Consider the following 13,163-nt stretch of genomic DNA (forward strand, 5'->3'; position numbering starts at 1 on the left):
TCCATTCCGGAATCCGCCCGGAGGCGGTTCAGGGGAGTCTCAGAGGCACTCCTCGATGGCCTCGAGGTCCGGCAGCTCCTCGTAGGAACGGCTCAGGTTGAAGGGCTTGGAGACGTCCCGCCAGGCGGCGTAGTCCTCGAGGTAGGAGACCTGGGAGTGGTAGACGCGGGCGATGCGCTCGTCCTCGCAGGCGCTCTCCACGATCACCTCGTTGGCGATCTGCTGGAGCTCCACCAGATCCTCGTCCGGCAGGCGGGTGATCTCCACCCCTGCTTCCTGGAACTGGCGGGTGCCCTCGTTGGAGCGGCGCTCCGACCAGGCCAGCGACCAGGCCAGGGTGGCCTCGGAGGCGGTGATCAGCGCGTTGCGCGTCTCCTCCGAGAGGGCGTCCCAGGAGTTGCGGTTGATCATCACGCCGAAGACGCTGGCCGACTGATGCCAGCCCGGGGTGAGCCAGTAGTCGGTGACCTCGTGGAAGCCCGCCTCGTAGTCGACGCCGGGCACGGAGAACTCGGCACCGTCCACCACGCCGCGCTCCAGCGCCTGATAGATCTCGCCGCCGGCGAGGCTCACCTGCTGGGCGCCGAGGCGCTCGAGCACACGGCCCTGGTCACGCCCGGAGACACGCAGGCGCAGGCCCTCGAAGTCCTCGATGGAGCGGATCGGCTCGTTGGTGCGAATGCCCGACTCGTTGTTGGTGATGCCGTAGGGCAGGTACACCATGTCGTACTCGCCGTAGACCTCCTGGTAGACCTCGAAGCCGCCCCACTCCTGGATCCAGTTCAGGTAGTCGGCGCCGTTGAAGAGCATCGGCGTGCTCGCCAGCGGGCCGAAGGCCGGGCTGCGTCCGGCCCAGTAGCCGGGCCAGTCGCCGGCGGCGTCGATGTCGCCGGCGCTGGTGGCGTCGAACACCTGGGTGCCGGGCATGAGCGAGCCGCCCTCGTGGAAGGTGATCTGCAGCTCGTCGCCGGCAAGCTGGTTGGCCAGCTCCACCCAGTGCCGGTCCAGCTCGATGAGCTCCAGCGACGAGGGCCAGGTGGTGGTCATGGTCCACTGGGTCTGGGCGGCGGCCTGCCCGGCGGCGGCGAGACCGAGGGCGGTGACGCCGGCGAGGGCGGCGTGGGTCAGGTTGCTGCGTCGGGTGTGCGTCATGAGTCTCTCCTCCGCGTCTGCGGTTGTCGTTGCGGGGAACCGGTGACCCGTCAGCCGAAGAGCTGCTCCGGCAGCCAGGTCACGATGCCCGGGAAGAGCGCCATCAGCCCGATCATGCCGAGGATGATCAGCACGAACGGGACGATGCCGCGGTACAGGTGCAGGGTGCCGACCTCCGGTGGGGCGACCCCCTTCAGATAGAACAGCGCGTAGCCGAACGGCGGTGTCAGGAACGAGGTCTGCAGCATCACCGCCATCATCACCACGAACCAGAGCGGGTCCAGCTCCATGGCCTCGATCACCGGCAGCATGATCGGGAAGCTCAGCAGCACGATGCCGGTCCAGTCGAGGAACATGCCGAGCAGGAAGACGATGGCGAGCATCACGAAGATCAGCACCGCCGGAGAGAGGTCGGCGCCGATCAGCAGCTCCTGCACCATGCGCATGCCGCCGCCGATGTTGAACACACCCGTGAACGCCGTGGCGCCGACGATGACCCACAGCACCATGGCGGTCACCTTGCCCGTCTCCAGCAGCGAGACCATGAATCGCCGCGGGGTGAACTGCCCGTAGCCCACCATCATCACGAAGGCGAGGAAGGCGCCGATGGCCGAGGCCTCGGTGGCGGTGGCGACGCCGGTGAACAGCGCCCCGAGCACGCCCAGGATCAGCCCGATGGGCGGCAGCACGTGGCGCAGCAGTCGGCCGGCGATCTCGCCGCGGCTGATGTCCTGCAGCTCGCTCTCGGCGACCGGCGGGCCCCAGTCCGGGCGCAGCAGGCAGGTGATGACCACATACACCGCGTAGGCGAGGCCGAGCAGCAGCCCCGGCACCAGGGAGCCGGCGAACAGCTCGCCCACCGACAGCGGCGAGTAGCTGGCCATCAGCACCAGCATGATGCTCGGCGGGATGAGGATGCCCAGCGTCCCGCTCGCCATCACCGTGCCGACGCTCAGCTCCTTCTGATAGCCGTACTCGAGCATCGGGCGCAGGGCGATCATGCCCATGACCGTGATCGAGGCGCCGACGATGCCGGTGGTGGCGGCGAGCAGCACCGAGACCACCACCACGGCCAGGGTGAGGCCGCCGCGGACGCGGCCGAGGGCGAGGCGCAGGGTCTCGAACATCCGGTCGGTGACGCCGGAGTCGTTCAGGAAGCGCGCCATCAGGATGAACAGCGGGATGGCGACCAGGACGTAGTTGTCCATGACGCCGCCGTAGATGCGGTTGACGATGATGCCGAAGGCGCCGAAGCCGGGGCCGAGGAAGGCCGCGATCACCGCCACGCCGCCGAGCACGAAGGGCAGCGGATGGCCCATGAACAGCCCCGCCAGCAGGCCGCCGAACATGACCACGGTGAGCAGCTCAGGCGACATGGGCGCGCTCCTCCCCGCGCAGGAGCACCGTGACCGCCCGCGCGAACGTCGCCAGCGCCTGCAGGGCGAGCAGTACCGCCGCGATGCAGATGACCGTCTTGATGGGGTAGACCGGGATGGCGAGGATGCCGTAGGTCGTCTCGCCGCTGGCCCAGGAGCGGCTCGCGAAGCGAATGCTGTAGGCGAGCAGCACGATGACGAACGGAAGGAAGAACACCAGATAGCCCAGCACGTCCAGCAGCGCCTGACCACGGGCGGACAGCCGCTCCTTGAAGACGTCCACCTCCACGTGGCTGCGATGCAGCAGCGCGTAGCCACCGAGCATCATGAAGTGCAGGGCGTAGAGCTGCTTGGTGACCTCGAACGCCCAGTCCGTCGGGCGCGAGAACAGCGCCCGGGAGCCGACGTCATAGATCGTGAACAGCACGATGAACACCGTGGCGACGGCGATGATCCGCCCGGTCCACTCGTTCAGGCCGTCCACGGCCCGGAGCACGGTGTGCATAGTCTCCTCCTCGCCTGGGGCGCCCGGTTTACGGGAGGGCCGGTGGGCCGGCTTCAGCGCCCTTGTAGCCCACGGGCGCAGCAAGCGCCATGCCAGGCCTGCAGGTCATTGAAATCAATGCGTTACTGTATGAGCCGGAGGCGCCTCCCCCCGCCTGCCGTCCGGACCGCCGGACGGCAGGCGGGGCGCCTGAGCCCGACCGACCATCCCGCTTCGGCACGCGGCGGCGGCGGATGGGCTCTCAGGGTCGCTCCGGATCGTCGGAGTCACTCCGGAAATGCGGACGGATGCCGTGCCGGGCGAGCTTCTCGTAGAAGGTGGACTTGCTCACCGCCAGCTGCCGGGCCGCCTGCATGCGATTGCCCCCGGTGGCCCGCAGAGCGGCCTCGATGGCCTCGCGCTCGGCGCGGTCGAGCACCTGGCGCAGCGTCCCCTGCGGTGCCGCCGGCCGGGCACTGCGGCGCAGCCCGCCGGGCAGGTCCTCGACGCCGATGTGATCGCCCTCGCTGAGATAGAACGCCGCCTCCACCGCATTCTCGAGCTCGCGCACGTTGCCCGGCCACTCGGCACCGCGGAGCAGCGCCATGGCGTCCTCGTCCATGGCGGGCACGCGCCGGCCCATGCGCCGGGCGAGCCGCGCCAGCACGTGTTCCACCAGCAGCGGGATGTCCTCCGGGCGCTCGCGCAGGGGCGGCACGTCCAGCGGCACGACGTTGATGCGGTAGAAGAGGTCCTCGCGGAACTGGCCGCGGCTCACCAGTCGCTCCAGCGGCCGATGGGTGGCGGCGAGGATGCGTACGTCCACCGGTACCGAGCGCGTACCGCCTACCGGCTCGACCTCGCGGCTCTGCAGCACGCGGAGGAGCTTCACCTGCATGCTCGGCGGCATGTCGCCGATCTCGTCCAGAAACAGCGTGCCGCCGTCGGCGAGCTGGAAGCGCCCGGGCTTGCCGCCACGGCGGGCGCCGGTAAAGGCGCCCGGCTCGTAGCCGAAGAGCTCCGCCTCCAGCAGCTCCTCGGGCAGGGCGGCGCAGTTGACGGCGATGAACGGCCCGCTCGCCCGGTTGCTCTGGGCGTGCAGGGCGCGGGCGCAGAGTTCCTTGCCGGTGCCGGATTCGCCGCGGATGAGCACCGTCGCGTCCCCGGCGGCGACCTTGCGCAGGCGGGCGCGCAGGTCCTCGATGGCGGCGCTCTCTCCGATCATCGTGCCGGCGCCGGCTCCCGACTCGGCCATGGCCTCGCGGTAGTAGTCCAGCTCCGCCACCAGCCGCCGGACCTGGGCGTTCATCTGCCAGAGGTCATCGGTGTTGCGGTACATGACGATGCCGATGGCCCCGTCCGGACGGCCGCGGTCAAGGATCGGATAGCGGCTTGCGATCATGTGCCGCCCCTGGATCAGCTGGATCTGCGCCACCTCGGCGCGCCCGCTGCGGGCGACGATGTGCATGCGGGTGTTCTCGATCACCTCGGTCACCGGCCGGCCGGTGACGGCGGCCGGGTCGACTCCGAGGAAACGCCCGTAGGCCTGGTTCAGCAGGCGGATGATGCCGTCGCGGTCGACGATCACCAGGCACTCGTCCATGGCCTCCAGGGCCTGGTGCAGGCGGGCTGCGGAGAGGGACTCCCGGGCGGTGGCTGGGGTCACGGCGCCTCCGTGGTCTGGCGCGCTGGGTTATGAAGTCCCCGGCGTTCTATCATGCCCCCGTCGCACGGACCAGCGGGCTTGACCGCGTGCAGCGCTCGCGCCATCCTGGGGATACCCCACCCGGGGTGGGGTGGGTAGCACCACCCCGGGTCGTCCGACTTCCAGGAGACCGCCATGGCTGAGCGCGAGCTCACCCTGACCATCAACGGCATGACCTGTGGGGGCTGTGTCTCGCGGGTGCAGCAGCGGCTGCGCGCCGAGCCCGGCGTCGCCGGGGCGGAGGTCAATCTCGCCACCGGCCGCGCCTGGCTGCAGCTCGCCGACCAGCCCCCGGCGGCCGCGGACCTGGCCGCCGCCGTGCGCGACGCCGGCTACGAGGCGCCCGAGGCGGAGACCGTGCTGGCGATCCAGGGCATGACCTGCGGCGGCTGCGTAAGCCGCGTGGAGCGGGCGCTGGCGGCGACGCCGGGTGTGCTCGAGGCCTCGGTGAACCTCGCCCTCGGCCAGGCCCGGGTGCGCCATCTTGCCGGGGCGGTGTCCGCGGATGGCCTCGCCCGCGCCGTCCACGACGCCGGCTATACGGCCCGTCCGCACGAGGCCACCGAGGCCGACGCGGAAGCCGGCGCCGAGGACGGCGAGCTCGCCGCCCTCCGCCGCCGGGTTCGCTGGGCCGCGGCGCTCACCCTGCCGCTGGTGCTGGTGGCCATGGGCCGGCATTTGCCGGGTAGCGGCGATTTCCTGCTCGGCCTGATGTCCGGGCGGGCCTGGATGCTGGTGGAGCTGTTGCTGGTGACGCCGGTGCTGTTCGGCGCCGGCGGCCAGTTCTACCGCCAGGGCTGGGCCGAGCTGCGGCATCGTGCCCCGGGCATGAGCAGCCTGGTGATGATCGGCGCCTCCGCGGCCTGGGGCTACTCGCTGCTGGCGCTGCTGGTGCCGGGGATCTTCCCCCCCGGCACTGCGGCGAGCTACTTCGAGGCGGCGGGCGTCATCGTCACGCTGATCCTCGTGGGGCGCTATCTCGAGCACCGCGCCCGCGGCCGCACCTCGGAGGCCATCCGGCGGCTGCTGCGCCTGCAGGCGCACACCGCGCGCGTCGTCCGCAACGGCGAGCCCGTCGAGGTGCCGCTGGCCGAGGTGGTGGCCGGCGACCAGGTGGTGGTCCGGCCCGGCGAGCGCGTACCGGTGGACGGCGAGGTGCTGGAGGGCGCCTCCCGGGTGGACGAGTCGATGATCTCCGGGGAGCCGGTGCCGGTGGCCAAGGGCGTGGGCGACGAGCTCGTCGGCGGCACAGTGAACCGCAACGGCAGCCTGACCTTCCGCGTCACCCGCACCGGCGACGACACCGTGCTGGCGCGCATCATCCAGCTGGTGGAGCGCGCCCAGGCGGAGAAGCCGCCGATCCAGCAGCTCGCCGACCGTATCGCCGGCGTGTTCGTGCCCATCGTCATGCTGGTGGCGCTGGCCACCTTCGCCGCGTGGCTGACCGTTGGCCCGGAGCCGGCGCTCTCCTATGCCTTCGTCGCGGCGGTGAGCGTGCTGCTGATCGCCTGCCCCTGCGCCATGGGGCTCGCCACCCCCACGGCGGTGATGGTGGCGACCGGCAAGGGCGCCGAGGCCGGTGTGCTGTTCCGCCGCGGCGCGGCGCTGGAGACCCTGGCCGGCGCGGATACCGTGGTCCTGGACAAGACCGGGACCCTCACCGCCGGCGAGCCGCGGCTGACGGATCTGGAGGTCCCGGCCGGGGCCGAGGACGAGGCACTGGCGCTGATCGCCGCCGTGGAGGCGCGCAGCGAGCATCCGGTGGCCGAGGCCATCGTCGCCGCCGCCCGCGAGCGGGGCCTCGCTCTCGCCCCGGTCAGCGACTTCGACGCCGTCGCGGGCTATGGCGTCGAGGGTCGCGTGGACGGACGCTGGGTGCATGTCGGCGCCGAGCACTACATGACCTGGCTCGGCGTGGACGTCTCTGCCGTCGCCGATACCGCCCGGCGGCTCACGGAGGAGGCGAAGAGCCCGCTGTATGCCGCCGTGGACGGCCAGCTGCTGGCCCTGCTGGCGGTGGCGGACCCGCCGCGCCGGGAGGCCGAGGCCGCCGTCGCCGAGCTGCAGGGCCTCGGCGTCACCGTGGCCATGATCACCGGCGACCATCGCGCCACCGCCGAGGCCGTCGGCCGGCGCCTCGGCATCGATCGGGTCATGGCCGGCGTGCTGCCGGACGGCAAGGCCAGGGAGGTACAGCGGCTGCAGGCCGAGGGGGCCCGGGTGCTGTTCGTCGGTGACGGCATCAACGACGCCCCGGCTCTGGCCCAGGCGGACGCAGGCATCGCCATCGGCACCGGCACCGACATCGCCATCGAGGCCGCGGATGTGGTGCTCATGCGCGCTGATCTCCACCAGCTCGGCGCCGCCCTGCGCCTCGCACGCCAGACCCGGCGCACGGTGCGGCTGAACTTCCTCTGGGCCTACGGCTATAACGTGGCGCTGATTCCGGTGGCGGCGGGGCTGTTGTTCCCGCTCACCGGCTGGCTGCTGAACCCGATGGCCGCCGCGGCGGCGATGAGCCTGTCCAGCCTGTTCGTGCTGAGCAACTCGCTGCGCCTGCGCCGTTTCCGCGCCGAGCCACGGGGCAACGGCAAGCCCGCGCCGGCAGCAGCCGCGGCCACGGGATAACCGCCCGCCGCCGGTGCCGCGCCCGCGAGCCGACAATCGGTGAGAGACTCTGCCGACAGCCACAGAAAGGAGACCCGCCATGGCCAGTGATGCCCCGGACGCCTGCTGCCAGCTCGCCCTCGACCCGGCGGTACGTGAGGATGCCCGCCGCCGGCTCGCCTCGGTGCGCGGGCATGTGGACGGGATCATCCGCATGCTCGAGCGCGAGGACGTCTACTGCGTGGACGTGCTCAAGCAGGTGAAGGCGGTGGAGGGGGCGCTGGCCAAGGTGGGCGAGGGCGTGCTCCGCAGCCACCTGCGCAACCACGTGGTGTCCGCCCGCGAGCGCGGCGATGCCGACGTCATCGTGGCGGAGCTGATGGAGGTCCTGAAGTACCGCTGACCGCCGCTGCGCCGAAGGCCAGCGCCTCGTCGGCGGTGACCAGCGCCGCCTTGCCCTCGTCCTTGACCCGGTACAGCGCCCGGTCGGCGGCATCGAAGGCGTCCCGCCAGTCGCCACTTTCCCCCACAGTCGCCAGGCCGATGCTCGCGGTGAGCTGCAGGCGCCGCTCGCCGACGGTCAGCTGCAGCGGCTGCAGGGCGCCACGCAGCCGGCGCAGCACCTCGTAGGCGTCGTCGGCATCCGCCTCCGGCAGGCAGACCAGGAACTCGTCGCCGCCCCAGCGCGCGGCGCTGTCGCTGCGGCGCAGGGCGGCGGCAATCGCGTCCGCCACCGCCTGCAGCATCCGGTCGCCCACGGCGTGGCCGTGGCGGTCGTTCACCGCCTTGAAATCGTCCAGGTCGATGAGCACCAGCGCGGAGGCGAGCCCCGCGGCCTGGCGCTCGTCCAGGGTGCGCTCCATGGCCCGGCGGTTGTGCAGTCCGGTGAGGGCGTCGCGGCTCGCCGCCTGATCCAGCTCGCGCAGGCGCAGGGCCTGGTTCCGCCGCTCTTCCAGCAGCCGCCGGTAGTCGGCGCCCAGCAGCGCCAGCGAGCTGACGTTGAACAGGGCGAAGCCGAGCCAGGCCACCGGCTCGGGGAAGATCACCACCTCCAGCTCCCGCAGGGCGTCCACCGCCGGCAGGATAACCAGCAGCAGGCCGGTGGCGCCGTGCAGCAGCCACGGCCAGTGCCCCCGCCGCTGCCGGCAGACCGTGAGCACCTGGCGGGCCAGGAACAGCATGGCGGTGAGGATTACGGCCAGGTAGACGTCCCGCGCGGCGCCGTAGTGGGGCAGGACGTTGTTGTCCACGACCCGGATCTCGCGGTTCTCCAGCACCGACCACTCACCCGGGACGAGGCTCATGACGGCAAGCAGCAGGGCGGCAGCGGTGAGCAGCTGCAGCGTCCGTTGCTGGCGCTGCACGTCGTGGGCAAACACCGCGTGCAGGAGGATGTAGGCCGGTCCGGCCAGCACGGCGCTCACCAGGGCCAGCTGATAGGCCGCCGGGACCCAGGTGAGGTCATCGATGTGATGGGACAGGCGAATGATCAGGGTGGCGAAGAGATACCCGCCCGAGGCGAGGCTCGCCGCCGCGAAGCAGAGCGCGAGGCCGAGATGGCGATCCGGCTGGCGGTAGGCGAGGGCGAACCCGCCGGCGGCCAGCGCGCCGAGAAGACTCAGCGTGGCGGCGGCGAAGATGCCGCCGAGAAACAGTGCAGTGGTGAGTGTCATGGGCCCTCCGAGCCATGTCGCAAATCCGTTTGCCGTCCCCCGGGCCCGGAGGCGGTTCCACTATAGTCGGGGCTCCCCGAGCTGTCAGCCGTGGCTGGAACTTCCGGACGTTGCGAGGACTCCGCCGTCAGGACCTAGCCGACTCCCGGGGCATTTTCGACAGGAATGGGGATGAGCCTGCTGCTTGCGCTGATCTGCCTGGGTGCCGTCGCCGGCGGCGCGGCGCTGCTGCTGCTCGGCGTGCGCCGGCTGCCGCTGCTCACCGCCGTGCGTCCGCCCCCCGGTCCGCTGCCGACGGTGTCCGTGGTGATCGCGGCGCGGGACGAGGCGGCTCACATCGCCGCCACCGTGCGCGCCCTGCTCGCCGCCGCCACGCCAGGCCTCGAGGTCGTGGTGGTGGACGACCGCTCCGGGGACGGCACCTGGGGCGCGCTGGAGGGCCTTGCCGTCGACCCGCGGCTGCGCCGGATCCGACTGGACAGGCTGCCGCCCGGCTGGCTCGGCAAGAACCACGCGCTGGCGCGGGGCGCGGCAGCAGCCCGGGGCGAGTGGCTGCTGTTCATGGATGCCGACGTGCGCCTCGAGCCCGGGGCGCTGCCGCGGGCCCTGGCCGAGGCCGGCCGCCAGCGGCTGGATCATCTCGCCGTCTTCCCCAGCCTGGAGGCCCGGGGCCTGGTGCTGCGGCTGATGCTGCTGCAGTTCGCCATGAGCTTCCTCGCCTGGTTCCGCCCCTGGCGCCTGCCGGAGGACCGCCGGGCCTACGTCGGCGTCGGCGCCTTCAACCTGGTCCGGGCCGCCGCCTACCGGCGGGCCGGCGGCCATGCGGCCTTCGCCCTCTCGCCGCTGGACGACATGATGCTCGGCCGCGTCGTGGCCCGGGCGGGTGGACGCTCCGCGGCCGCCCTCTCCGGCGGCCTGGTGCGGCTGGCCTGGTACCCGAGCGCCGGCGAGATGATCCGCCACTTCGAGAAGAACGCCTTTGCCGCCTTCGGCTTTCGCCTCACCCGGCTGGTGGCGCTGACGGCGGTGATCGCCCTGCTCGGCCTGTGGCCGTGGCTGGGGCTCGCCCTCGCCACGGGCCTCGAGCGCGCTCTGCACGCCGCGACGGTGGCGGTCACCGTCCTGGTGCACGGGGTGCTGGCCCGCGGCAGCGGCTGGCCGGTGTGGATCGGCCTCGCCAGCCCCCTCGGCACCCTCGCCATGCTCTGGCTGTGGTGGCGCGGCTCGCTGCTGGCATGCTGGCGGGGGGCGGTGCGCTGGCGTGGCACGACCTATCCGCTGGCGGCACTGCGCGCCCATCACGATCGGCTTATGCGGGACTGAGCGCGGGCCGCGCGCCCGCGGCGCCCGCATCCGGCATCAGTCGCCGCCGTCCTCGCCCGCGCCGGTCAGCGGCAGCCGCACGTGCACGATCTCGCGGTCCTCCGGATCGGGGCGGCGGTGGAAGCCGAGCTGCTTGCAGAGGGTCAGCATGGCCCGGTTCTCCTGCAGGACGTCGCCGCGGATCTCCCGGATGCCGCGGCGGCGGGCGTAGTCGATCACGCGCTCCATGAGCAGCCGTCCGAGCCCGCGACGGGTGAGCTCGTGGCTGACGATCACCGCGTACTCCGCGCGCTCGTTGTCCGGGTCGGCGTGGATGTGGACGACGCCGAAGATATCCGCCTCGCCGGCCGGGCGGCCGGTCTCGGTGAGCACCAGCGCCATCTCCCGGTCGTAGTCGATCTGGGTGAAGCGGGCCGCGGCGACGTGGCTCAGCTGCTTGATGGGCGCGAAGAAGCGCATGCGGATCTGCTCCGGGGTGAGCTGGGCGAAGGCGCGGTGCACCGCCGGCTCGTCCTCGGGCAGGATGGGCCGCAGCAGGAACTCCCGGCCATCGTCCAGGTGCACGGTTTCCTCCAGCTCACGGGGATAGGGCCGTATCGCCAGCCGCTTTGCGCCACGGTCGTCGCCGCCGAGACGGACCCGCGCGTCCAGGGCGACGACGCCTTCCGATGAGGCGAGCAGCGGGTTGATGTCGAGCTCGCGGACCTGGGAGAGATCGGCGGCGATCTGGGCGATACGCATCAGGGTGATGGCGATGGCCTCCAGATCCGCCGGCTTGCGGTCCCGGTAGCCGACCAGCTGGCGGTGGATGCGCGTGCGCTCGATGATTTCGTGAGCGAGCTTGAGGTTGAGCGGAGGGAGGCCGAGGGCCTGATCCCGGATCACCTCCACCGCCGTGCCGCCCTGGCCAAACAGCACCACGGGTCCGAACTGGGCGTCCTCGGTGAAGCCCGCGATCAGCTCCCAGGCGCCGGCGCGGCGCACCATGGGCTGCACGCTGAAGCCCTCCAGGCGCGCGTCCGGGTAGGTCTCGGCGACCCGGCGCTGCATCGCCTCGGCAGCGTGCCGGACCTGTCCGGCGTCCTCGAGATCCAGCACCACGCCGCCGACGTCGCTCTTGTGCGTGATGTCGGCCGAGAGGATCTTCACCGCCGCCGGATAGCCCAGCCGGTCGGCGGCGGCAGCCGCGGCCCCGGGGTCCCGGGCCACCTCCGTCGGCACTACGGAGACGCCGTAGGCGTCCAGCAGCGCCTTCGCCTCCGGCTCGGTGAGCCACTCCCGGCCCTCGGCGGTGGCGTCGTCCACCAGCCGCCTGGCCCGCTCCGTGTCAGGCGTGAACACCTCCGGCACCGAGGGCGGCGTCTCCAGCAACGCCTCCTGGCTGCGGCGGTAGTCGACCACGTGCATGAACGCGCGCACGGCGCCCTCGGGCGTGGTGTAGCTCGGGATACGGGCATCGGCGAAGCGCTGGCGCGCGCGCTGCGCGGTGTACTCGCCCACCCAGCAGGTGAGCACCGTGGGGCGCGGGCCGCCCTGGCCGCGGCGCTCCACCTCGGCCACCACCGCCTCCGCGGCGTCCATGCTGTCGGCCACGGCAGTGGGACAGTTCAGCACCAGCACGGCGTCGGCCTCCTGCGCCTCGGTGAGCACGGCCAGGGCGTCCGCGTAGCGCTTGCCGGGGGCGTCGCCGATGATGTCCACCGGGTTGCCGTGGGACCAGGTCGGCGGCAGGACGTCATCCAGCCGCTTCAGGGTCTCCTCGGAGAGCTCGGCCAGATGCCCTTGGCGGTCCATCAGGGCGTCGGTGGCGAGCACGCCGATGCCGCCGCCGTTGGTGAGGATGGCGAGGCGGTCGCCCTCCGGCAGCCGGGTGGTGGCTACCGTCTCCACGGCGGCGAACAGCTCGCCGAGGGTGTCCACGCGCAGCATGCCGGCGCGGCGGAAGGCGGCGTCATAGACGGCGTCGGAGCCCGCCAGGGCGCCGGTGTGGGATGCGGCGGCCTTGGCGCTCGCCGCATGGCGCCCGGACTTGACGACGATGACGGGCTTCATGCGCGCTGCCGCCCGCGCCGCGGACATGAACTTGCGGGCGTCGGTCACGGCCTCGACGTAGAGCAGGATCGCCCGGGTCTCCGGGTCGTTGGCGAGGTAGTCGAGCATGTCGCCGAAGTCGACGTCCGACATGTCGCCGAGGGAGACCATGTGCGAGAAGCCGATGCCCCGGCGCTCCGCCCAGTCCAGCACCGAGGTGACGATGGCCCCGGACTGGGTGACGAAGGCGAGCCGCCCCTTTGCCGGCGCCAGATGGGAGAAGCTCGCGTTGAGGCCCTGCCCCGGCACCAGGATGCCCAGGCAGTTCGGGCCGATGATGCGCATCAGGTGCGGCCGTGCGGCCTCGAGCATGCGCTGGCGCAGGGCCATGCCGTCGTCGTCACCGCCCTCGCCGAAGCCGGCGGTGATCACCACCGCACCGCGGGTGCCGCGCTCGGCCAGCTGGGCGACGATATCCGGCACCGTCCGCGGCGGGGTGCAGATCACCGCCAGATCGGGGGTTACCGGCAGGCTCTCCACGTCCGGGTAGGCGAGCACGCCTGCCACCGCCCGGTGCTTCGGGTTCACCGGCATTACCGGTCCGTCGAAGCCGCCGTTGAAGAGGTTACGCGCCAGTACCGCGCCCACGGAGCCGGCGCGGCGGCTGGCACCGATCACGGCCACGGACTCGGGCTTGAACAGGGCGTCCAGGTTGCGAATGGTCATGGCGCCGCACCTCGTCTGCGGGAAGCGAATTGCTGCAGAGCAGCATGGTAACGCAGATGAGCAGACGCTTTCGTGAAATGAACAGG

At 71.9% G+C, this 13,163-nt stretch carries 9 protein-coding genes; 3 read left to right on the forward strand and 6 right to left on the reverse strand.

Annotation, left to right across the window (positions count from 1 at the left end; all coding sequences use genetic code 11):
• Window positions 1-39: 39 nt before the first annotated feature.
• From dctP to LMH63_RS02400, 4 genes are all read right to left on the reverse strand, one after another.
• On the reverse strand, window positions 40-1,152 hold the full coding sequence (gene dctP / locus LMH63_RS02385) for a TRAP transporter substrate-binding protein DctP (RefSeq protein WP_109678965.1): 1,113 nt from the start codon (window positions 1,150-1,152) through the stop codon (window positions 40-42).
• A 50-nt stretch (window positions 1,153-1,202) separates the two neighbouring features.
• On the reverse strand, window positions 1,203-2,528 hold the full coding sequence (locus LMH63_RS02390) for a TRAP transporter large permease (protein WP_109678964.1): 1,326 nt from the start codon (window positions 2,526-2,528) through the stop codon (window positions 1,203-1,205).
• The gene (locus LMH63_RS02395; protein WP_109678963.1) at window positions 2,518-3,033 is read right to left on the reverse strand and encodes a TRAP transporter small permease subunit; all 516 of its coding nucleotides are present in this window, start codon (window positions 3,031-3,033) and stop codon (window positions 2,518-2,520) included. Before LMH63_RS02395 ends, LMH63_RS02390 begins: the two co-directional genes overlap by 11 nt.
• Before the next feature lie 241 nt (window positions 3,034-3,274).
• Entirely contained in the window at window positions 3,275-4,678 is a 1,404-nt protein-coding gene (locus tag LMH63_RS02400) for a sigma-54 interaction domain-containing protein (protein WP_199225675.1), read from the reverse strand.
• Between the two features lie 174 nt (window positions 4,679-4,852).
• Between LMH63_RS02400 and LMH63_RS02405 the strand changes: the two genes are divergently transcribed.
• The gene (locus LMH63_RS02405) at window positions 4,853-7,345 is read left to right on the forward strand and encodes a heavy metal translocating P-type ATPase (RefSeq protein ID WP_109678962.1); all 2,493 of its coding nucleotides are present in this window, start codon (window positions 4,853-4,855) and stop codon (window positions 7,343-7,345) included.
• A 79-nt stretch (window positions 7,346-7,424) separates the two neighbouring features.
• Window positions 7,425-7,727 (forward strand): metal-sensitive transcriptional regulator, encoded by a 303-nt coding sequence (locus LMH63_RS02410; protein ID WP_109678961.1) that lies wholly within the window; start codon window positions 7,425-7,427, stop codon window positions 7,725-7,727.
• Here the strand turns inward: LMH63_RS02410 and LMH63_RS02415 are convergent.
• The gene (locus tag LMH63_RS02415) at window positions 7,687-8,997 is read right to left on the reverse strand and encodes a GGDEF domain-containing protein (RefSeq protein WP_109678960.1); all 1,311 of its coding nucleotides are present in this window, start codon (window positions 8,995-8,997) and stop codon (window positions 7,687-7,689) included. The genes LMH63_RS02410 and LMH63_RS02415 overlap by 41 nt on opposite strands.
• A gap of 171 nt (window positions 8,998-9,168) precedes the next feature.
• On the opposite strand from LMH63_RS02415, the gene LMH63_RS02420 reads away from it, so the two are divergent.
• Window positions 9,169-10,320: a glycosyltransferase family 2 protein gene (locus LMH63_RS02420; RefSeq protein ID WP_158280387.1), complete on the forward strand. Its 1,152-nt coding sequence runs from the start codon at window positions 9,169-9,171 to the stop codon at window positions 10,318-10,320.
• A gap of 36 nt (window positions 10,321-10,356) precedes the next feature.
• Here the strand turns inward: LMH63_RS02420 and LMH63_RS02425 are convergent, their stop codons facing one another.
• On the reverse strand, window positions 10,357-13,077 hold the full coding sequence (locus LMH63_RS02425) for a bifunctional acetate--CoA ligase family protein/GNAT family N-acetyltransferase (protein ID WP_109678958.1): 2,721 nt from the start codon (window positions 13,075-13,077) through the stop codon (window positions 10,357-10,359).
• Window positions 13,078-13,163: the final 86 nt, after the last annotated feature.

It is taken from the genome of Spiribacter halobius, from assembly GCF_020883455.1.
Taxonomy (GTDB): Bacteria; Pseudomonadota; Gammaproteobacteria; order Nitrococcales; family Nitrococcaceae; genus Sediminicurvatus; species Sediminicurvatus halobius.

What these genes read in the sequence shown, in the direction of transcription:
- dctP (WP_109678965.1), bottom strand. Translation starts at nt 1,152, where the DNA reads ATGACGCACACCCGACGCAGCAACCTGACCCACGCCGCCCTCGCCGGC.
- LMH63_RS02390 (WP_109678964.1), bottom strand. Translation starts at nt 2,528, where the DNA reads ATGTCGCCTGAGCTGCTCACCGTGGTCATGTTCGGCGGCCTGCTGGCG.
- LMH63_RS02395 (WP_109678963.1), bottom strand. Translation starts at nt 3,033, where the DNA reads ATGCACACCGTGCTCCGGGCCGTGGACGGCCTGAACGAGTGGACCGGG.
- LMH63_RS02405 (WP_109678962.1), top strand. Translation starts at nt 4,853, where the DNA reads ATGGCTGAGCGCGAGCTCACCCTGACCATCAACGGCATGACCTGTGGG.
- LMH63_RS02410 (WP_109678961.1), top strand. Translation starts at nt 7,425, where the DNA reads ATGGCCAGTGATGCCCCGGACGCCTGCTGCCAGCTCGCCCTCGACCCG.
- LMH63_RS02415 (WP_109678960.1), bottom strand. Translation starts at nt 8,997, where the DNA reads ATGACACTCACCACTGCACTGTTTCTCGGCGGCATCTTCGCCGCCGCC.
- LMH63_RS02420 (WP_158280387.1), top strand. Translation starts at nt 9,169, where the DNA reads ATGAGCCTGCTGCTTGCGCTGATCTGCCTGGGTGCCGTCGCCGGCGGC.
- LMH63_RS02425 (WP_109678958.1), bottom strand. Translation starts at nt 13,077, where the DNA reads ATGACCATTCGCAACCTGGACGCCCTGTTCAAGCCCGAGTCCGTGGCC.